This window comes from Streptomyces sp. CNB091, from assembly GCF_000377965.1.
In genome coordinates, this window is record NZ_KB898995.1 from 78296 (window position 1) to 98695 (window position 20400).

Here is a 20400-nt window from a genome sequence, read left to right on the forward strand (position 1 = left end):
AGGGCATGACGGATCGTAAGGCTGAACTCGCCGCGAATCTGGCACAGGTGGAGGAAAGGATCGCCTCCTCCTGCGCCGCGGCCGGTCGTCAGCGCGAGGAAGTGACCCTGATCGTGGTCACCAAGACCTACCCCGCGAGCGATGTGCGGATCCTGCATGAACTCGGTGTGCGCCATGTCGCGGAGAATCGCGACCAGGACGCCGCCCCCAAAGCCGCCGCTTGTGCGGATCTTTCGCTGACATGGCACTTTGTCGGACAATTGCAGACGAACAAGGTTCGTTCTGTGACCAGTTATGCCGATGTCGTGCAGTCGGTGGACCGCGCCAAGCTGGTCACGGCCCTCTCCGCCGCCGCGGTGCGCGGGGAGCGTGAACTCGGCTGCCTGATCCAGGTCGCCCTGGACGCGGAGAGCGGTGAGCGCGGTGAGCGCGGCGGCGTCGCGCCGGACGGGATCGAGGAGTTGGCGGCCGCGATCGGCGCGGCCGACGGACTCCGGCTCGACGGGCTGATGACCGTGGCGCCACTGGCCGGGGAGTACGCCGGCCGGCAACGGGCCGCGTTCGACCGGCTGATGGAAATCTCATCCCGCCTGCGCGCAGGTCATCCGGCTGCGAACATGGTCTCCGCAGGTATGAGCGGGGACCTGGAGGACGCGGTGGCGGCCGGAGCGACACATGTACGCGTCGGTACGGCGGTACTCGGAGTCCGACCCCGGCTCGGGTAACGTCGCGAAGCAAGTCGGACCACAGCAGAAAATATGGTCATTACCGCTCACAGCGGGCAGACCACAGTGGATCGCGGGCACTTGGTGACGAATGCCGATCCACCACAGAGCGGAGGACTCGGAGCATGGCCGGCGCGATGCGCAAGATGGCGGTCTACCTCGGCCTCGTGGAGGACGATGGGTACGACGGTCCGGGGTTCGACCCCGATGACGAATTCGAACCTGAGCCGGAGCCCGAGCGCGACCGGCGGCGGCATCAGCCCCCCCACCAGGTGGAGCGGGAACGCGAGCGCGAAAGGGACGAACCGGTACGAGTAGTGCAACCGCCCGCCCAGCGCGAGCCGGTTCAGCTCCCCGCGGAAAGCGTGCGACCCGCCCGGATCGCGCCCGTGGCATCCATCACACCTGAACGCCCGAACATGGAGAAGAACGCACCGGTGATCATGCCCAAGGTCGTGTCCGAGCGGGAGCCGTACCGCATCACCACGCTGCACCCCAGGACCTACAACGAGGCCCGTACCATCGGGGAACACTTCCGTGAGGGCACTCCGGTGATCATGAATCTCACGGAGATGGACGACACGGACGCGAAGCGACTTGTCGACTTTGCCGCGGGACTCGTCTTCGGTCTCCATGGCAGCATTGAACGCGTGACGCAGAAGGTGTTCCTGTTGTCGCCTGCTAACGTCGATGTCACGGCGGAGGACAAGGCCCGCATCGCAGAGGGCGGATTCTTCAACCAGAGCTGAGAACACGACACCGGAACAACCCGGCCGAGAGGCCGGTGCCGGCCACGAGGCCGGAGCTGACGAGAGCCAGGGGAGAGGGAACCGCGGGACATGGGCGTCGCACTGGATGTGGTCTATATCGCGCTGATGTGTTTCCTCATCGTGCTGATCTTCCGGCTGGTCATGGACTATGTCTTCCAGTTCGCACGTTCATGGCAACCCGGCAAGGCGATGGTGGTCGTACTTGAGGCCACCTACACTGTCACCGATCCACCGCTCAAGCTTCTGCGGCGGTTCATTCCGCCGCTGCGTCTCGGGGGCGTGGCACTCGACCTGTCCTTCTTCGTTCTGATGATCATCGTCTACATCCTGATCAGCGTTGTGGTCAGGTTGTGAGCGATACGGTCTTGCCGACTGCCGACGACTACGTAGAGGTGAAGAAGAGATGCCGTTGACCCCCGAGGACGTGCGGAACAAGCAGTTCACGACCGTCCGCCTCCGAGAAGGCTATGACGAGGACGAGGTCGATGCCTTTCTCGACGAGGTCGAATCGGAGCTGACCCGTCTGCTCCGTGAGAACGAGGACCTGCGCGCCAAGCTGGCCGCCGCGACGCGTGCCGCCGCGCAGAACCAGCAACAGCAGCAACAGCAGCAACAGCAGCAGGGTATGCGCAAGCCTCCGGAGCAGCAGGATCGCCCGGGTGCGCCCGTTCCCGCCGCCATATCAGGACCGCCGCAGCAGCAGCAGCCCCCGCAGATGGGTCCGCCCCAGCTGCCCGGTGGCGCGCCGCAGCTGCCCGCAGGTCCCAGTGGCCACGGCCCCCAGGGTGGCCATGGTCCCGGTCCGCAGGGCCCGCACGGCCCCGGCCCGATGCAGGGCGGTCCCATGGGTGGCCCGATGCAGGGCGGCCCCATGGGTCAGCACCCCCAGCAGCAGCAGATGCAGCAGATGCAGCCGCCGCAGATGCAGCAGCAGGGGCAGGGCCCCGGTGGCGACAGCGCCGCCCGTGTCCTCTCGCTCGCACAGCAGACCGCCGACCAGGCGATCGCGGAGGCCCGTTCCGAGGCCAACAAGATCGTCGGCGAGGCGCGCAGCCGTGCCGAGGGCCTGGAGCGCGACGCGCGTGCCAAGGCCGACGCTCTGGAGCGGGACGCGCAGGAGAAGCACCGCGTGGCGATGGGCTCGCTGGAGTCGGCCCGCGCGACGCTGGAGCGCAAGGTCGAGGACCTGCGCGGCTTCGAACGCGAGTACCGCACGCGGCTGAAGTCCTACCTGGAGAGCCAGCTGCGTCAGCTGGAGACCCAGGCGGACGACTCGCTCGCCCCGCCGCGGACTCCGGCAGCCGCTTCGCTGCCGCCGTCCCCCTCGCTGGCCCCGGCCGGTGCGGGTGCGATGGGTCACTCCATGGGCGGCTCCAACCACGGTGGCCACGGCGGCCAGCAGATGGGTGGCGGCCCGTCCACGATGGGCGGCGCGCCGTCCTACGGGGGTCAGCAGCAGATGTCGCCCGCGATGACGCAGCCGATGGCGCCGGTGCGGCCGCAGGCGCCGCAGCCGATGCAGCAGGCGCCTTCGCCGATGCGTGGGTTCCTGATCGACGAGGACGACAACTGAGCGGTTCGCGCTCGCTGAGCGCGTAGCCGTCGGCAGGCAGAGGGCCGGGCCCCGGGATTTCCCGGGGCCCGGCCCTTTGGCGTGGGGCCGGCCGCGGCTGCCGGGGGCGGGGCCGTGTCGGCCGGGTGCGGGTGGGGCGCCTGCGGCGGGCTGTTCCCCTCCCCGCCCCTTCCCGAAACCGGGGCGCTGCCCCGGGCCCCGCTCCTCAAACGCCGGAGGGGCTATAGATAGCCTCGCCGGCGTTTGAGGCGCGGGGGTTCTGGGGCGGAGCCCCCGAGGGGGTACGCGGAAGGGCCCGGCCGGAAACCTTCCGGCCGGGCCCCGTAGACGTGCCGGCTACCGCTTGCGCAGGCGGAACGTGAGCGCCAGGCCCTCGTCCTCGAACACCTCGCCGTAACTCTCGTCCGCCTCGCCCTCCGCGTACTCCAGGGCGAGCACCTCCTCGGAGATCAGCGAGGTGTGCTCGGTGAGCGCCTCCACCGTCGCGGGGGACGTCGAGGTCCAGCGGACGGCGATGCGGTCCGCGACGTCCAGGCCGCTGTTCTTGCGGGCTTCCTGGATCAGGCGGATCGCGTCACGGGCCAGGCCCGCGCGGCGCAGTTCCGGGGTGATCTCCAGGTCCAGGGCGACCGTCGCGCCCGAGTCCGAGGCGACCGACCAGCCCTCGCGCGGGGTCTCCGTGATGATGACCTCGTCGGGGGAGAGGGTGATCCGCTCGCCGTCGACCTCCACCGTCGCCGTGCCCTCGCGCAGGGCCAGGGACAGGGCGGCCGCGTCCGTGTTCGCCACCGCCTTGGCCACCGCCTGGACGCCCTTGCCGAACCGCTTGCCCAGGGCGCGGAAGTTGGCCTTCGCCGTCGTGTCGACCAGGGAGCCGCCCACCTCCGAGAGCGAGGCCAGCGACGTGACGTTCAGCTCCTCCGTGATCTGGGCGCGCAGTTCGGGGGAGAGGGCCGGGAAGTCCGTCGCCGCCACCAGCGCGCGCGACAGCGGCTGACGGGTCTTCACGCCCGACTCGGCGCGCGTCGCCCGGCCCAGCTCCACCAGTCGGCGCACCAGCGCCATCTGCGTGGAGAGCGCCGGGTCGATCAAAGACAGGTCCGCCTTCGGCCAGGAGGCCAGGTGGACCGACTCCGGGGCGTCGGGAGTGACCGGTGCCACCAGGTCCTGCCAGACCCGCTCGGTGATGAACGGGGTCAGCGGGGCCATCAGCCGGGTCACCGTCTCGACGACCTCGTGCAGCGTGCGCAGCGCGGCCTTGTCGCCCTGCCAGAAGCGGCGGCGCGAGCGGCGTACGTACCAGTTGGAGAGGTCGTCCACGAACGCCGAGAGCAGCTTGCCGGCGCGCTGGGTGTCGTAGCCGTCCATCGCGACGGTCATCTGGTCGACCAGCGCGTTCAGTTCGCTCAGCAGCCAGCGGTCCAGGACCGTGCGGTCCGCCGGGGCCGGGTCGGCCTCGGAGGGTGCCCAGCCCGACGTGCGCGCGTACAGGGCCTGGAAGGCGACCGTGTTCCAGTAGGTGAGGAGCGTCTTGCGGACGACCTCCTGGATCGTGCCGTGGCCCACGCGCCGTGCCGCCCACGGGGAGCCGCCCGCCGCCATGAACCACCGCACCGCGTCCGCCCCGTGCTGGTCCATCAGCGGGATCGGCTGGAGGATGTTGCCCAGGTGCTTGGACATCTTGCGGCCGTCCTCGGCGAGGATGTGGCCCAGGCAGACGACGTTCTCGTAACTCGACTTGTCGAAGACGAGGGTGCCGACCGCCATCAGCGTGTAGAACCAGCCGCGGGTCTGGTCGATGGCCTCTGAGATGAACTGCGCCGGGTAGCGGCTCTCGAAGACTTCCTTGTTCTTGTACGGGTAGCCCCACTGCGCGAACGGCATCGAACCCGAGTCGTACCAGGCGTCGATGACCTCCGGGACGCGGTACGCCTCCAGTTGGCAGTTCTCCTGCGTGCAGGTGAAGGTGATCTCGTCGATGAACGGGCGGTGCGGGTCGAGGGCTGACTGGTCGGTGCCCGTGAGTTCCGTCAGTTCGGCGCGTGAGCCCACGCAGGTGAGGTGGTCGTCCTCACAGCGCCAGATCGGCAGCGGCGTGCCCCAGTAGCGGTTGCGGGAGAGCGCCCAGTCGACGTTGTTGTTCAGCCAGTCGCCGAAGCGGCCGTTCTTGACCGAGTCCGGGAACCAGTTGGTCTTCTCGTTCTCATCGAGGAGCCGGTCCTTGATCGCCGTCGTCCTGATGTACCAGGACGGCTGCGCGTAGTAGAGCAGCGCCGTGTGGCAGCGCCAGCAGTGCGGGTAGCTGTGCTCGTACGGGACGTGGCGGAAGAGCTTGCCGCGCGTGTCCAGGTCCGCGGTGAGCGCCTCGTCGGCCTTCTTGAAGAAGACGCCGCCGACCAGGGGGAGGTCTTCCTCGAACGTGCCGTCCGGGCGGACCGGGTTGACCACCGGGAGGCCGTACGCACGGCAGACCAGGAGGTCGTCGGCGCCGAACGCGGGAGACTGGTGGACCAGACCCGTACCGTCCTCGGTCGTGACGTACTCGGCGTTGACGACGTAGTGCGCTTCGGACGGGAAGTCGACCAGGGTGAAGGGGCGCTCGTAGCTCCAGCGCTCCATCTCCGCGCCGGTGAACGACTGGCCCGTCACCTCCCAGCCCTCGCCGAGGGCCTTCTCCAGGAGCGGCTCGGCGACGACGAGCTTCTCCTCGCCGTCGGTCGCCACGACGTAACGGACCTCGGGGTGGGCGGCGACCGCCGTGTTGGAGACCAGGGTCCAGGGGGTGGTCGTCCAGACCAGGAGGGCCGCCTCACCGGCCAGCGGGCCCGAGGTGAGGGGGAAGCGGACGAAGACCGAGGGGTCGACGACCGTCTCGTAGCCCTGGGCCAGCTCGTGGTCGGACAGGCCGGTGCCGCAGCGCGGGCACCAGGGGGCGACGCGGTGGTCCTGGACCAGCAGGTCCTTGTTGAAGATCTCCTTGAGCGACCACCACACGGAGTCCACGTACTCCGGGTCCATCGTGCGGTACGCGTCGTCCAGGTCGACCCAGTAGCCCATGCGGGTCGTCAGCTCGGCGAACGCGTCGGTGTGCCGGGTCACCGACTCGCGGCACTTGGCGTTGAACTCGGCGATGCCGAACGCCTCGATGTCCTTCTTGCCGTTGAAGCCCAGCTCCTTCTCGACCGCGAGCTCGACCGGCAGGCCGTGGCAGTCCCAGCCGGCCTTGCGACCGACGTGGTAGCCCTGCATGGTGCGGAAGCGGGGGAAGACGTCCTTGAAGACGCGGGCCTCGATGTGGTGCGCGCCCGGCATGCCGTTGGCGGTGGGCGGACCCTCGTAGAAGACCCACTCGGGGCGGCCCTCGGACTGCTCCAGGCTCTTGGCGAAGACCTTGCTCTCGCGCCAGAAGTCGAGCACGGCGTGTTCGAGCGCGGGCAGGTCGACCTGGGCGGGCACCTGGCGGTACTGCGGCGATGTCATGTGCGGCTTCCTCCGGCGGACGTCTTCCACTTCCGTCGGAGGGACGAGAGCGTCTCGGCTCCCGCGGTACCACCCTCCTTGGCCCCGGGCGCAGGCCCGTGGCCCCCTCATTGGGGTCGCGATGCCGGGTCTAGTGACCTTGCGCCGGTGGGCGGGGCCCATCGGTCAAGGCGTTCTTCCGGCGGCTCCGGGGTGATCTTCACGGCGCGCTCGCCCCCGGGCTCCCACCGTCCCCGGGTCGCTTCTGGCTGCGTACGGCGCTACTCGTCCCATCCAAGCCTCTCGCTGGGCCCAGTGTACGGGCCCGTACGGGCGACGGCCGACCGGTTATCCACGGCGCGAGGGTGTGACCCGAGTGGCGGGACGGGGTACAAGGCTTCCCGGGCGGGGCCCGAGGGCCGGATTACCGGACGGGGAGCTGGGAACAACGGAGGCAGGCGCGCCACGACCGGACACGGGGAGGGGCGAGAAGGCGGCGTGCCCCGTTGCCGCGGGGCTGGAGTCGATTTATCGTCCCAGCACGACTCGCGAGCAAGATCACAATATGTGAAGGGGCCGCGGCCATGGTGGCGAAGAAGACGGCGGAAGAGACCGCGGCCGAGCACGACGGCAGCCACGAGTCGCCGGCCGAGCAGGCGCCCGCGCCCGCGAGGAGGACGGCGAAGAAGGCCGCCGCCAAGAAGGCGTCCGCCAAGAAGACGACGGCGAGGAAGACCGCCGCCAAGAAGAGCACCGCCAAGAAGAGCGCGGCCAAGAAGGCCTCGGAGAAGGCCACGGAGGCGGCACGGGCCGCCGAGCAGACGGGAGCCCACACGGTGGTAGCCAAGAAGAGCGCGAGTCGTCCCGCAGCAGGCGCACAGGCCACGGCCCCTGTGCCGCCGGCCCGCGCCGCCGCCCCCGACGAGCTGGCCGTCCGGCCCGGGGAGGACCCCTGGACGCCGGAGGAGGTCACCGAGGCGCGCACCCTGCTGACGAGCGAGACGCTGCGGCTCCGCAGCGAGCTGGAGGCCTCCGGTGCGGCGCTCGCCGGGCTGATGCGGGACTCCGGCGACGGTGCGGGTGACGACGAGGCCGACACCGGCACCAAGAACATCACCCGCGAGCACGAGCTGTCGCTGGCCGCCCACGCCCAGGAGACGCTGGAGCAGACCGAGCGGGCGCTCGCCCGGCTGGAGGCGGGGACGTACGGGCTCTGCGAGGTCTGCGGCAAACCGATCGGCAAGGCGCGGATGCAGGCCTTCCCCCGGGCCACCCTGTGCGTCGAGGACAAGCAGAAGCAGGAGCGGCGCGGCTGATCCGCACAGGTGTGTCGTACCCTCATCCTCAGGCAGGCACCTAGGTTGAGGGACTCACGTGGCAGAGGCGGAGCGCATCATCGGTACGCCGGACAATCCCGAGGCCGAGGGCACGGACGAAGCCGGCAGCACGGCCGCCGACGCGGCCGTGAACGCGGGCAGGGGCAAGCGGAAGGTCCTCGTTCTCCTGAGCGTGGCCGTCGTGGCCTATCTGCTGGATCTGGTCACCAAGATGATCGTGGTCGCGAAGCTGGAGCACCAGCCGCCGATCGACATCATCGGCGACTGGCTCCAGTTCCGGGCGCTCCGGAACGCGGGCGCCGCGTTCGGGATCGGCGAGGCGTTCACGGTGATCTTCACCATCATCGCCTCCGGAGTGATCGTGGTGATCATCCGGCTGGCCCGCAAGCTCTACAGCCTGCCGTGGGCCATCGCCCTGGGCCTCCTCCTGGGCGGTGCGCTCGGCAACCTCACCGACCGCATCTTCCGGGCGCCCGGCGCGTTCGAGGGCGCGGTGGTGGACTTCATCGCCCCCAAGCACTTCGCCGTCTTCAACCTCGCCGACTCCGCCATCGTCTGCGGCGGCATCCTCATCGTGATCCTCTCCTTCAAGGGCCTGGACCCCGACGGGACCGTGCACAAGGACTGACCGTCCGGCGCGGGGACCCGCGGGCGCAAGGCATACTCGACAGGTGAGTACGCACCCCGAGATCCGCACCCTGCCCGTACCGGACGGCCTGGAAGGCGAGCGCGTCGACGCCGCCATCTCCCGGATGTTCGGTTTCTCCCGCACCAAGGCCGCCGAGCTGGCCGCAGCCGGGAAGGTCCAGGTGGACGGTTCGGTGGCCGGGAAGTCCGAGCGGGTCCACGGGGGCGCCTGGCTGGAAGTGGAGATGCCGGGTGCGCCCGCCCCCGTCCAGATCGTCGCCGAGCCCGTCGAGGGCATGGAGATCGTCCATGACGACGATGACATCGTCGTCATCATGAAGCCGGTCGGCGTCGCCGCCCACCCCAGCCCCGGCTGGACCGGCACCACCGTCATCGGCGGCCTCGCCGCCGCCGGCTACCGGATCTCGACGTCCGGCGCCGCCGAGCGTCAGGGCATCGTCCACCGCCTCGACGTCGGCACCTCCGGCCTGATGGTCGTCGCCAAGTCCGAGCGCGCCTACACCCTGCTCAAGGCCCAGTTCCGCGACCGGGTCGTCGACAAGAAGTACCACGCGCTCGTCCAGGGCCACCCGGACCCGATGAGCGGCACCATCGACGCCCCCATCGGGCGCCACCCCAACCACGACTACAAGTGGGCGGTCACCGCCGAGGGCAAGCCGTCGGTGACCCACTACGACCTGATCGAGGCCTACCGCGCCGCCAGCCTCCTCGACATCAAGCTGGAGACGGGCCGCACCCACCAGATCCGGGTCCACATGTCCGCCCACCGCCACCCCTGCGTCGGCGACCTCACCTATGGCGCGGACCCGACCCTGGCCAAGCGCCTCGGGCTGACCCGCCAGTGGCTGCACGCCGTGCGCCTGGGCTTCGAGCACCCGAGCGACGGCAGCTGGGTGGAGTTCTCCAGCACCTACCCGGCCGACCTCCAGCACGCCCTCGACACCATCTCCGCGGAGAGTCAGTGACCGCCGTTCCCACCCCGTACAGCACCCGCAGGGCCGTCGAGGAGAGCGACCTCCAAGCCTGCTTCCAGGTCCGCAAGGAGGTGTTCGTCGGCGAGCAGAACGTGCCCGAGGAGCTGGAGTACGACGCTTACGACGCGACCGCGGTGCATGTCCTGGCCGTCGCGGCGGACGGCACCGCGCTCGGCACGGGCCGGCTGCTGCACGGCGCCGACGCGGCCGGGAAGACCGGCGGCGACCCGGCGGTCGGCTCGCTGGGCCGGCTCGCCGTCAGCCGGGAGGCCCGTGGCCTCGGCGTCGGCGCCGCCCTCGTGCGGGCCATCGAGGACGAGGCGCGGGCGCTGGGCCTGGCCGCCGTCGACCTGCACGCCCAGACGCACGCCCTCGGCTTCTACGAGCGGCTCGGATATGTCGCGTACGGCCCCGAGTTCCCCGACGCGGGCATGCCCCACCGGGCCATGCGGCGGGAGATCCGCCCGGCCTGAGTCCCGGTAGCGGGGAGTATCGGCCGATTCGCGCACCCCGCGTGGCAGGGTGGGAGCCCTGTTCGGCCGCTCGTGGTGTGCCGGACCCGCATGCTCCGGAAGGCACCTCGTGGAACAGATGTCCCTGCTGCTCCTGCTGCTGCTCGGAGCCGTGGTCACGGTGCCGCTCGGCGACCGGCTGGGGCTGCCCGCGCCGGTGCTGATGACCCTCATCGGCGTCGCGATGGCCTTCATGCCGTTCGTGCCGAACGTCGACATCCCGCCGGAGATCATTCTCCCCGCGCTGCTTCCGCCGCTGCTCTACGCCTCCGTGCAGCGCACCTCCTGGCGGCAGTTCGCCGCCAACAGACGCCCGATCTTCCTGCTGGCCGTCGCCCTCGTCTTCGTCACCACCGCCGCCGTCGCCGCGGTCGCGAACTCGATCGTGCCGGGGCTGCCCGTCGCCGCCGCCGTCGTCCTCGGCGCTCTCGTCGCCCCGCCCGACCCGGTCGCGGCGACGGCCGTGGCGGGCTCCGTGGGACTGCCGCGCCGACTGGTGTCGATCCTGGAGGGTGAGGGGCTCTTCAACGACGTGACCGCCATCGTGCTCTACCACGTGGCCATCGCCGCCGCCGTCAGCGGCACCTTCTCGCTCCCCGAGGCCTTCGGGCTGCTGGTCCTCTCCGCCGTCGTCGCGGTCGCCGTCGGCCTCGCCCTCGGCTGGCTCACGATCAAGCTGATGAATCTGCTGGGCGACGCCACCCTCCAGGTCGGGCTGACCCTGCTGGTGCCGTTCGTCGCCTACGTCCTCGCGGAGGAGCTGATGGGCTCCGGTGTGCTGGCCGTCCTGACCGTCGCGCTGTTCCTCGCCGAACACACCGCCGACGCCGACGACGTGCTGGGCCGGCTCACCGGACGCACGTTCTGGGACATCGTCGACACCCTGGTGACCGGCGTGGCCTTCGGGCTGATCGGCCTGGAGCTGCACAGCGTGTTCGGCACCGCCGACGGGCACGCCCTGGAGATGGTCGGCTGGGGGCTCGCGATCGTCGCGGTCGTCGTCGGCGTACGGCTGCTGTACCTGCTGCCGGCGACCTGGCTGGCCAAGCGGCTCCACACGCGCCGTGACGTCAGCGAGGAGATCCCCACCAGCTGGCGGGAGACCGTCGTGATGTGGTGGGCCGGGATGCGCGGGGTGGCCTCGGTCGCCCTGGCGCTGGCGATCCCGCTGGAGACCGACGACGGGCAGCCCTTCCCCGGCCGTGACGAGATCATCTTCATCGCGTTCGCCGTGATCATGGCCACCCTGGTCTTCCAGGGGCTCACCCTGCCCTGGCTGGTGCGCAGGCTGAGGGTCCGGGCCGACACCGACGCCGAAGAGGCGCTGGAGCGGGACCTCGCCGTCCGGGCCGCCAAGGCCGCCAAGTACCGCCTCAAGGAGATCCAGGAGGTCGAGGAGTTCCCCGAGGAGGTCATGGAGCGGCTCCAGCGCGCCGCGTACGACATCGGAGCCCGGATCAGCCCGGACATGGTCGACGAGGAACGGCGCGAGGCCTACGCCCAGCGCGCGGAACGCTTCAGGGCGATCAGCCGTGTCCAGCGCGAGATGATGTCGGCCGCCCGCCACGAAGTGCTCTCCGCGCGCAGCGAGCCCGGCTCCGACCCGGAGGTCGTGGACCGGGTGCTGCGGTATCTGGACTTCCGCTCGCTGCGCTGAGGAGCCGTCGCGGGGCAGCCTCAGCCGCGGCCCGTGCGCGGGGCCCTGGAGTCGTCCCCGTCGGCCGGCACCGCCTTCCCGCGGCCCGCCCGGGGCCCGGCACCCGTCAGCTCCGCCCACTGTTCGCCCGGCGGCAGTACGGCGGGCGAGGTGGCGACCCGCGGCAGGGCGTACGGGTGGTGGTCGCGCAGCCAGCCGATCAGCTGCTCGCGCACCGCGCAGCGCGCCGTCCAGATGTCGTCCGCGTCCTTCGCCGTGACCACCGCGCGCACCTCGATCGTGGTCGGCGTGGTGTCGGTGACCGCCAGCGACCAGTCCCGGCCGTCCCAGGCGGCGATGTCCCCGAGGAGGTCCCGCAGCTTCGTCCGCATCGCCGCGATCGGAGCGGAGTGGTCGAGGTGGAAGTAGACCGTGCCGGTCATCTGCACCCCGCCGCGCGACCAGTTCTCGAACGGCTGGCTGGTGAAGTACGAGACCGGCATCGTGATCCGCCGCTCGTCCCAGGTCCGTACCGCCAGGAACGTCAGGGTGATCTCGTCGATCGTGCCCCACTCGCCGTCCACCACCACGGTGTCACCGAGCCGCACCATGTCGCCGAACGCGATCTGGAATCCGGCGAAGAGATTGCCGAGCGTCGACTGGGCGGCGACACCCGCGACGATGCCGAGCAGACCGGCCGAGGCGAGCATCGACGTGCCGACCGCCCGCATCGGCGGAAACGTCAGCAGCATCGCCGCGATGGCGACCACCGTCACCACCGCGATGACCACCCGCTGGATCAGCGTGACCTGCGTACGGACCCGGCGGACCCGGGCCGGGTCGCGGCCGGCCGTCGCGTACCGGGCGTAGCTGGCCTCCACGACCGTCGCCGCGACCCGGACGACCAGCCAGGCGGACGCGCCGATCAGCACCAGGGTCAGCACCTGGCCGATCCCGGCCCGGTGCTCCCACACCCAGGAGATCCCCATCTGGCGGTAGCTGCCGCGCAGCAGCGCCGTGATGATCACCACCTGGAGCGGAGGCCGGCAGCGCCGCAGCAGCCCCCACAGCGGGGTCTCGTGGTGACGGCTGTCGGCCCGCCGCAGCAGCCGGTCGACCAGCCAGCCGACCAGCAGGGTGATCACCACGGAACCGCCGATGACGATCAGCGGGCGCAGCACGCTCTCCATTCCCTCGTCCTCCAAGCTGTAGGGCGGGCTCCAGGGCACAAATGGCACCATGGGCCTCATGAACATCATGCTTTTCCACTCGACGTACGGGCTCAGGCCCGCCGTGCACGCCGCGGCCGCGCGCCTCAGGGACGCCGGCCACGAGGTGCGCGTGCCCGATCTGTTCGAGGGGCACACCTTTGACACGGTGGAAGAGGGCATGGCCTACAAGGACGAGATCGGCAAGGAGGAGCTGCTGAAGCGCGCCGTGCTGGCCGCCGCACCCTACTCCGACCAGGGGCTCGTCTACGCCGGCTTCTCCCTCGGGGCGGCGACCGCGCAGACCCTGGCGCTCGGCGACGCGAAGGCCCGCGGGCTGCTGCTGTTCCACGGCACCTCGGACCTCGCCGAGAACGCCTCCGTGGACGAGCTCCCCGTGCAGCTGCACGTCGCGGACCCGGACCCCTTCGAGTCCCACGACTGGCTGAACAGCTGGTACCTCCAGATGCAGCGCACCGGCGCGGACGTCGAGATCTACCGCTACCCCGGGGCCGGGCACCTGTTCACCGACCCCGATCTGCACGACTACGACCAGGCGGCCGCCGAGCAGACCTGGAAGGTCGCGCTCGGTTTCCTCGCCACCCTGTAGACCCGGCGACCCTGTGGGCCCGGTGACTCCGTGGAGACGCGCGACATCCGGCGCGTCGGGGCGGTCGGCCCGCCCGGTGCGCCGGGTGTCGCGGAAGACGGACGCCGTTACGCCTTGAGCGCCTTGTCGATGGCCTTCGTGAACTCGGCGGCCGTCATCGGGGCGTTCTCGCTGCCCTCGGCCGTGATCTTCTCGCCGTCCATCTTCACCGTCGGCGTGCCCTGCACCCCGCTCTTGTCGAACGTCTTGGACATCTTCATGGCCCAGGCGTCGTACGTGCCGTCCTCGACGTCCTTCTGGAAGTCCTTGTTCCCCTTCAGCGCGTCGACCGAGTCCGCGACCTCGATGAGGTAGCTGTCCTTGGCGAACTTGTCGTCGCTCTCCTCGGGGTGGAACTTGGCCGAGTACAGCGCGGCCTTGTACTCCATGAACGCCTCGGGGCTCACGTCCAGCGCCGCACCGAGCGCGCTCAGGGCGTTCTTGGAGCCCTCACCGTTGTCCGTGTTGTCGATGAAGGTCGCGCCGACGAACTTGACCTTGTACTTGCCGGCCTCCACGTCCTTCGAGACGGTCTCGCCGACGCCCTGCTCGAACGTGGCGCAGACCGGGCAGCGCGCGTCCTCGTACAGCTCCAGGGTCTTCTTCGCGCCCGGCTCGCCGACGACCACGGTGGTGCCGTCGTCGCCCGAGGTGTTCTTCGGCGCGGTGACGTTCTTCGCGTCGGCGGCGCTCTCCCAGGCGTCCGGCTTGTTCAGCTGCATCACGCCGTAGCTGATGCCGCCGACCACGGCGAGGGCGGCGACGACCGAGACCGCCACGACGAGCTGCTTGCGGGTCTTGTCCTTCTTGGCCTGGGCCTCGCGCTCGGCGCGCAGCCGCTCGCGGGCCGCTGCCTTGTTCGCCTGGGTGTTGCGCTTGCTCATGGTCGTTCTCCGTGAGTACGTGTGTGGGGGTGGGCGGGTGCTGCCGTCGTCGCGTGGCCGTGCCCTCAGGCGGCGGCGTACGTCGCGAGCGGCGGGCCCCTGCGTCCCACACAGTGCACGAGGAAGCGGGCGGTGAGCGGCGGGTGCGGACGCCCGGCGGGCCGGGAGCGGCGGGCCGCGGCCCGGACGCCCGCGCGCACCACCGCGACCGCGACCAGCAGCGGGCGGAACGCCAGCAGGGCCGCCGCGCGCAGCAGCCCGGCCAGGGCCACCTCACCGCGCCGCAGCCAGGCCGCGGCGAGCAGCCCGACCGCCACATGGGCGACGAGCAGCAACCAGGGCACGGCCGGTCCCGGCTGCGCCAGCAGCGCCGCCGCACGGTCGCCCGCACCGGCCACATCGGCCAGCGGGGCGCCCACCGCGCCGACGCCCGCGATCCGGGCCCCGCCCGCGCCGACCTCGCCGCCGCCGCACAGGACGTCGAAGCCCACCGCGCGCAGCGTGCCCGCGACCGGGCCGCCCGCCGCCCCGTAGCAGAGGTGCTGGCCCGTGGTGAAGAGCGTGTCGGCGGCCAGCTCCAGTGGGACCAGCAGGCCCGCGATCGCCCCGAAGCCGCGCTCCCGGCCGGCCAGCGCGTACGCCACCGCGAGGACGACACCGGCGAGCAGCGCGACCGCGGTCAGCGGCAGCGGGGCCCCGGAGAGCAGCACATGGGACGCCGTGGACAGGGTGACGACGAGCGCGGTGAAGACCGCCGCGCGCGCGACCCTGAGCTGCGTCCCTGAGATGTCCATCGCCGGAAAGTGTGTCATGCGCCGAGGTAAGCGGACCTTAAAAGAGGTCGAGGTGAGCGGGACCTTAAAAGAGGCTGAGAGCCCCGGGACGGCTTCCCGGGGGCTCCGACGCCCTACAGGCCCGGGATCCGGCCGTTGCGGAAGAGGTCCACGAAGATCTGGTGGTCCGCGCGGGCTCTCGCCCCGTAGCTGTGGGCGAAGTCGACCAGCATCGGCGCGAAGCTCTCCTCGTCGGCCGCGATGGCCGCGTCGATCGCCCGCTCGGTGGAGAACGGCACCAGCGAGTGCCCGCTCTCGTCGTCGGCGGCCGCGTGCATCGTGGCCGTCGCCCGGCCCAGATCCGCGACGACCGCCGCGATCTCGTCCGCCTCGTCGATGTCGGACCAGTCCAGGTCGACCGCGTACGGCGAGACCTCGGCGACCAGCTGACCCGAACCGTCCAGCTCGGTCCAGCCCAGCCACGGGTCCGCGTGGGCCTGGAGCGCGCGCTGCGAGATCACCGTGCGGTGCCCCTCGTGCTGGAAGTACTCCCGCACGGCGGCGTCCGTGATGTGCCGGGAGACCGCCGGGGTCTGCGCCTGCTTGAGGTAGATCACCACATCGTTCTCCAGGGCGTCGCTGTTGCCCTCCAGAAGGATGTTGTACGAAGGCAGGCCGGCGGACCCTATGCCGATGCCCCGGCGGCCCACCACGTCCTTGACCCGGTAGGAGTCGGGACGGGTCAGGCTCGACTCGGGGAGCGTCTCCAGATAGCCGTCGAACGCGGCCAGCACCTTGTAGCGCGTCGCGGCGTCCAGGTCGATCGACCCGCCGCCGTCCGCGAACCGGCGCTCGAAGTCCCGGATCACCGTCATCGAGTCCAGCAGCGAGAAACGCGTGCGCGACCGGGCGGCGCGGAGCGCGCCCAGCAGCGGGCCGTCCGCCGTGTCCAGCGTGAACGGCGGCACCTCGTCGTTCTTCGCGCCCGTCGCCAGCGCGTGGATCCGCTCGCGGTAGGCGATGGCGAAGATCGTCACCAGCTCGCTGATCTGCTCGTCGGCCAGCGCCTTCGCGTAACCGATCAGCGCCACGGAGGCGGCGAAGCGCTTCAGGTCCCAGGTGAAGGGACCCACGTACGCCTCGTCGAAGTCGTTGACGTTGAAGACGAGGCGGCCGTTGGCGTCCATGTAGGTGCCGAAGTTCTCCGCGTGGAGATCGCCGTGGATCCACACCCGGCCGGTGCGCTCGTCCAGGAACGGGCCGCCGTGCCGCTCCCGCTCCAGGTCGCCGTAGAACAGGCAGGCCGTGCCCCGGTAGAAGGCGAAGGCCGAGCCCGCCATCTTGCGGAACTTGACCCGGAAAGCTGCCGGATCGGCGGCCAGCAGCTCCCCGAAGGCGGTGTCGAAAACGGCGAGAATCTGCTCCCCGCGCTGCGCTGCGCCGGTCTGCGTTTCCGACATTTCTTGCTGCCTCCTGCTGTAGCTGGCGTGTCCGGCCGGACCGTGGTCCACCCGATCGGGTCCTGACCGAGTGCATGACAAAACGGACAGGTGTCCCGCTCTCTCCAACGCTCGGCGGAAGCCGGGAGTGCCCGTCGTTCGACTCCGTCACGTCGTAGACTTCCACGCTGTCCCCCCGTCCGTCATCGCCCGACTTCCCGGAGGCCCGACGCCGTGACCAAGCCGCCCTTCACGCACCTGCACGTTCACACCCAGTACTCGCTGCTGGACGGTGCGGCGCGGCTCAAGGACATGTTCGATGCCTGCAACGAGATGGGCATGTCGCATATCGCGATGACCGACCACGGCAACCTCCACGGGGCCTACGACTTCTTCCACTCGGCGACGAAGGCGGGCGTCACGCCGATCATCGGCATCGAGGCGTATGTCGCCCCGGAGTCCCGCAAACACAAGCGCAAGGTGCAGTGGGGACAGCCGCACCAGAAGCGCGACGACGTGTCCGGATCCGGTGGTTACACCCACAAGACGATCTGGGCGTCCAACAAGACCGGACTGCACAACCTCTTCCGGCTCTCCTCCGACGCGTACGCCGAGGGCTGGCTCCAGAAGTGGCCCCGGATGGACAAGGAGACCATCTCCCAGTGGTCCGAGGGCCTCATCGCCTCCACCGGCTGCCCCTCCGGCGAGGTGCAGACCCGGCTGCGGCTCGGCCAGTTCGACGAGGCGGTCCAGGCGGCCTCCGACTACAAGGACATCTTCGGGGCGGACAAGTACTTCCTGGAGCTGATGGACCACGGCATCGAGATCGAGCGCCGGGTCCGCGACGGGCTGCTGGAGATCGGCAAGAAGCTCGACATCCCGCCGCTCGTGACGAACGACTCCCACTACACGTACGCCCACGAGGCCACGGCCCACGACGCCCTGCTCTGCATCCAGACCGGCAAGAACCTCTCGGACCCCGACCGCTTCCGTTTCGACGGCACGGGCTACTACCTCAAGACGACGGACGAGATGTACGCCGTCGACTCCTCCGACGCCTGGCAGCAGGGTTGCGCCAACACGCTCCTGGTCGCCCAGCAGATCGACACCGCCGGCATGTTCGAGGCGAAGAACCTCATGCCGAAGTTCGAGATCCCGGACGGCTTCACGGAGATCACCTGGTTCCAGGAGGAGGTCCGGGTCGGCATGGGCCGACGCTTCCCGAACGGCGTCCCCGACGACCGGCAGAAGCAGGTCGAGTACGAGATGGACATCATCATCCAGATGGGGTTCCCGGGGTACTTCCTGGTCGTCGCCGACTTCATCATGTGGGCGAAGAACAACGGCATCGCGGTGGGCCCGGGCCGTGGTTCCGCCGCCGGATCGATCGTCTCGTACGCGATGGGCATCACCGACCTCGACCCGATCGAGCACGGACTGATCTTCGAGCGGTTCCTCAACCCCGAGCGCGTCTCCATGCCCGACGTCGACATCGACTTCGACGAGCGCCGGCGCGTCGAGGTGATCCGGTACGTCACCGAGAAGTACGGCGCCGACAAGGTCGCCATGATCGGCACCTACGGCAAGATCAAGGCCAAGAACGCCATCAAGGACTCCGCCCGCGTCCTGGGCTACCCGTACGCGATGGGCGACCGGCTCACCAAGGCCATGCCCGCCGACGTCCTCGGCAAGGGTATCGACCTCAACGGCATCACCGACCCCAAGCACCCGCGTTACAGCGAGGCGGGCGAGATCCGGGGGATGTACGAGAGCGAACCGGACGTCAAGAAGGTCATCGACACCGCCAAGGGCGTCGAGGGCCTGGTCCGGCAGATGGGCGTGCACGCCGCCGGCGTCATCATGTCCAGCGAGCCGATCGTCGACCACGCGCCGCTCTGGACGCGACACACCGACGGCGTCACCATCACGCAGTGGGACTACCCGCAGTGCGAGTCGCTCGGCCTGCTGAAGATGGACTTCCTCGGCCTGCGCAACCTGACGATCATGGACGACGCCATCAAGATGGTGAAGTCCAACAAGGGCGTCGACCTGGAGATGCTCTCCCTCCCGCTGGACGACCCCAAGACGTACGAGCTGCTCTGCCGCGGTGACACGCTCGGCGTGTTCCAGTTCGACGGCGGGCCGATGCGCTCGCTGCTGCGCCAGATGCAGCCCGACAACTTCGAGGACATCTCCGCCGTCTCGGCCCTCTACCGGCCGGGCCCGATGGGCATGAACTCGCACACGAACTACGCGGAGCGCAAGAACGGCCGCCAGGAGATCACCCCGATCCACCCGGAGCTGGAGGAGCCCCTCAAGGAGGTCCTCGGCCTCACCTACGGCCTGATCGTCTACCAGGAGCAGGTCCAGAAGGCCGCCCAGATCGTCGCCGGGTACTCCCTGGGCGAGGCCGACATCCTGCGCCGCGTGATGGGCAAGAAGAAGCCCGAGGAACTGGCGAAGAACTTCGTCCTCTTCGAGGCGGGCGCCAAGAAGAACGGCTTCTCCGACGCCGCGATCAAGGCGCTGTGGGACGTGCTGGTCCCGTTCGCCGGGTACGCCTTCAACAAGGCGCACTCCTCCGCGTACGGGCTGGTCACCTACTGGACCGGATACCTCAAGGCGAACTACCCCGCCGAGTACATGGCCGCCCTGCTGACCTCGGTCAAGGACGACAAGGACAAGTCCGCGGTCTACCTCAACGAGTGCCGCCGCATGGGCATCAAGGTGCTCCCGCCCAACGTCAACGAGTCGCTGTCCAACTTCGCCGCCCAGGGCGACGACGTGATCCTCTTCGGCCTGACCGCCATCCGCAACGTCGGCCAGAACGTCGTCGACTCGATCATCCGGTCCCGCAAGGCGAAGGGGAAGTACAGCACCTTCCCCGACTTTCTCGACAAGGTCGAGGCGGTCGTCTGCAACAAGCGCACCGTGGAATCGCTCATCAAGGCCGGCGCGTTCGACGAGATGGGCCACACCCGTAAGGGCCTCGTCGCCCACCACGAGCCGATGATCGACAACGTGGTGCAGGTCAAGCGCAAGGAGGCCGAGGGACAGTTCGACCTCTTCGGGGGCGGCGAGGAGGAGAGCGGCGAGCCGGGGTTCGGGCTCGACGTGGAGTTCTCCGACATCGAGTGGGAGAAGGCCTACCTGCTCGCCCAGGAACGGGAGATGCTCGGCCTGTACGTCTCCGACCACCCGCTGTTCGGCCTGGAGCACGTGCTGTCCGACAAGGCCGACTCCTCGATCTCCCAGCTCATGAGCGGGGACTACGGAGACGGCGCCATCGTTACCGTCGGCGGCATCATCTCCGGCCTCCAGCGCAAGATGACCAAACAGGGCAACGCCTGGGCCATCGCCACCGTGGAGGACCTGGCGGGCTCCATCGAGTGCATGTTCTTCCCCGCCACCTACCAGCTGGTCTCCACCCAGCTCGTCGAGGACACCGTCGTCTTCGTCAAGGGACGGCTCGACAAGCGCGAGGACGTGCCCCGGCTGGTCGCCATGGAGATGCAGGTCCCCGACATCTCCAACGCCGGGACCAACGCGCCCGTCGTCCTCACCATCCCCACCGTGAAGATCACCCCGCCCATGGTCACCCGGCTCGGCGAGGTCCTCAGCCACCACCGGGGCGACACCGAGGTACGCATCAAGCTCCAGGGCCCCCGCAAGACCACGGTGCTCCGGCTCGACCGGCACCGGGTCAAGGCCGACTCGGCCCTCTTCGGCGACCTGAAGGTGCTGCTCGGCCCGGCCTGCCTGGCCGGCTGAGCGGACGCGCCTCCGGCGACGCGAACGGCAGGAGGGGCGTCC

The 20400-nt window shown here is 69.9% G+C and carries 16 protein-coding genes; 11 read left to right on the forward strand and 5 right to left on the reverse strand.

Features of this window, described 5'->3' with window-relative positions:
• The first annotated feature begins 5 nt into the window (after positions 1-5).
• The 4 genes from D581_RS0112125 (at position 6) to D581_RS0112140 (ending at position 3068) form a co-directional block, all read left to right on the forward strand.
• Positions 6-725, forward strand: a complete 720-nt coding sequence (locus tag D581_RS0112125) for a YggS family pyridoxal phosphate-dependent enzyme (RefSeq protein ID WP_018957486.1) — start codon at positions 6-8, stop codon at positions 723-725.
• Positions 726-850: 125 nt separating this feature from the next.
• Positions 851-1474, forward strand: coding sequence for a cell division protein SepF (locus D581_RS0112130; protein WP_018957487.1), 624 nt, complete (start codon positions 851-853; stop codon positions 1472-1474).
• 90 nt (positions 1475-1564) lie between these two features.
• Positions 1565-1849 (forward strand): YggT family protein, encoded by a 285-nt coding sequence (locus D581_RS0112135; protein WP_006123846.1) that lies wholly within the window; start codon positions 1565-1567, stop codon positions 1847-1849.
• A 49-nt stretch (positions 1850-1898) separates the two neighbouring features.
• Positions 1899-3068 (forward strand): DivIVA domain-containing protein, encoded by a 1170-nt coding sequence (locus D581_RS0112140; protein ID WP_018957488.1) that lies wholly within the window; start codon positions 1899-1901, stop codon positions 3066-3068.
• A gap of 336 nt (positions 3069-3404) precedes the next feature.
• On the opposite strand, the gene ileS is transcribed toward D581_RS0112140, so the two are convergent.
• Positions 3405-6548, reverse strand: a complete 3144-nt coding sequence (ileS, locus tag D581_RS0112145; RefSeq protein WP_018957489.1) for an isoleucine--tRNA ligase — start codon at positions 6546-6548, stop codon at positions 3405-3407.
• 563 nt (positions 6549-7111) lie between these two features.
• On the opposite strand from ileS, the gene D581_RS0112150 reads away from it, so the two are divergent.
• From D581_RS0112150 to D581_RS0112170, 5 genes are all read left to right on the forward strand, one after another.
• Entirely contained in the window at positions 7112-7843 is a 732-nt protein-coding gene (locus D581_RS0112150) for a TraR/DksA family transcriptional regulator (protein ID WP_018957490.1), read from the forward strand.
• 58 nt (positions 7844-7901) lie between these two features.
• Positions 7902-8492, forward strand: coding sequence for a signal peptidase II (gene lspA, locus D581_RS0112155; protein WP_018957491.1), 591 nt, complete (start codon positions 7902-7904; stop codon positions 8490-8492).
• 43 nt (positions 8493-8535) lie between these two features.
• Positions 8536-9477 carry an RluA family pseudouridine synthase gene (locus D581_RS0112160; protein WP_003969718.1) on the forward strand — a complete coding sequence of 314 codons (942 nt, stop codon included), beginning with the start codon at positions 8536-8538 and terminating at the stop codon, positions 9475-9477.
• A complete protein-coding gene (locus D581_RS0112165; RefSeq protein WP_018957492.1) occupies positions 9474-9959 on the forward strand; it encodes a GNAT family N-acetyltransferase in 486 nt (161 codons plus the stop codon). Before D581_RS0112160 ends, D581_RS0112165 begins: the two co-directional genes overlap by 4 nt.
• A 109-nt stretch (positions 9960-10068) precedes the next feature.
• Positions 10069-11655 carry a Na+/H+ antiporter gene (locus D581_RS0112170; protein WP_018957493.1) on the forward strand — a complete coding sequence of 529 codons (1587 nt, stop codon included), beginning with the start codon at positions 10069-10071 and terminating at the stop codon, positions 11653-11655.
• A 20-nt stretch (positions 11656-11675) separates the two neighbouring features.
• On the opposite strand, the gene D581_RS0112175 is transcribed toward D581_RS0112170, so the two are convergent.
• Positions 11676-12824, reverse strand: coding sequence for a mechanosensitive ion channel family protein (locus tag D581_RS0112175; RefSeq protein WP_018957494.1), 1149 nt, complete (start codon positions 12822-12824; stop codon positions 11676-11678).
• A gap of 49 nt (positions 12825-12873) precedes the next feature.
• Between D581_RS0112175 and D581_RS0112180 the strand changes: the two genes are divergently transcribed.
• Positions 12874-13452, forward strand: coding sequence for a dienelactone hydrolase family protein (locus tag D581_RS0112180; protein WP_018957495.1), 579 nt, complete (start codon positions 12874-12876; stop codon positions 13450-13452).
• Positions 13453-13559: 107 nt separating this feature from the next.
• On the opposite strand, the gene D581_RS0112185 is transcribed toward D581_RS0112180, so the two are convergent.
• From D581_RS0112185 to D581_RS0112195, 3 genes are all read right to left on the reverse strand, one after another.
• Positions 13560-14375, reverse strand: coding sequence for a DsbA family protein (locus D581_RS0112185; RefSeq protein ID WP_018957496.1), 816 nt, complete (start codon positions 14373-14375; stop codon positions 13560-13562).
• A gap of 65 nt (positions 14376-14440) precedes the next feature.
• Entirely contained in the window at positions 14441-15169 is a 729-nt protein-coding gene (locus D581_RS0112190) for a hypothetical protein (RefSeq protein ID WP_018957497.1), read from the reverse strand.
• 113 nt (positions 15170-15282) lie between these two features.
• Complete coding sequence (locus D581_RS0112195; RefSeq protein ID WP_018957498.1) at positions 15283-16608, reverse strand: DUF2252 domain-containing protein; 1326 nt, start codon at positions 16606-16608, stop codon at positions 15283-15285.
• Between the two features lie 213 nt (positions 16609-16821).
• Here D581_RS0112195 and dnaE point away from each other — a divergent pair, with 213 nt between their 5' ends.
• On the forward strand, positions 16822-20358 hold the full coding sequence (gene dnaE / locus D581_RS0112200; protein WP_018957499.1) for a DNA polymerase III subunit alpha: 3537 nt from the start codon (positions 16822-16824) through the stop codon (positions 20356-20358).
• The last annotated feature ends 42 nt before the right edge of the window (positions 20359-20400 follow it).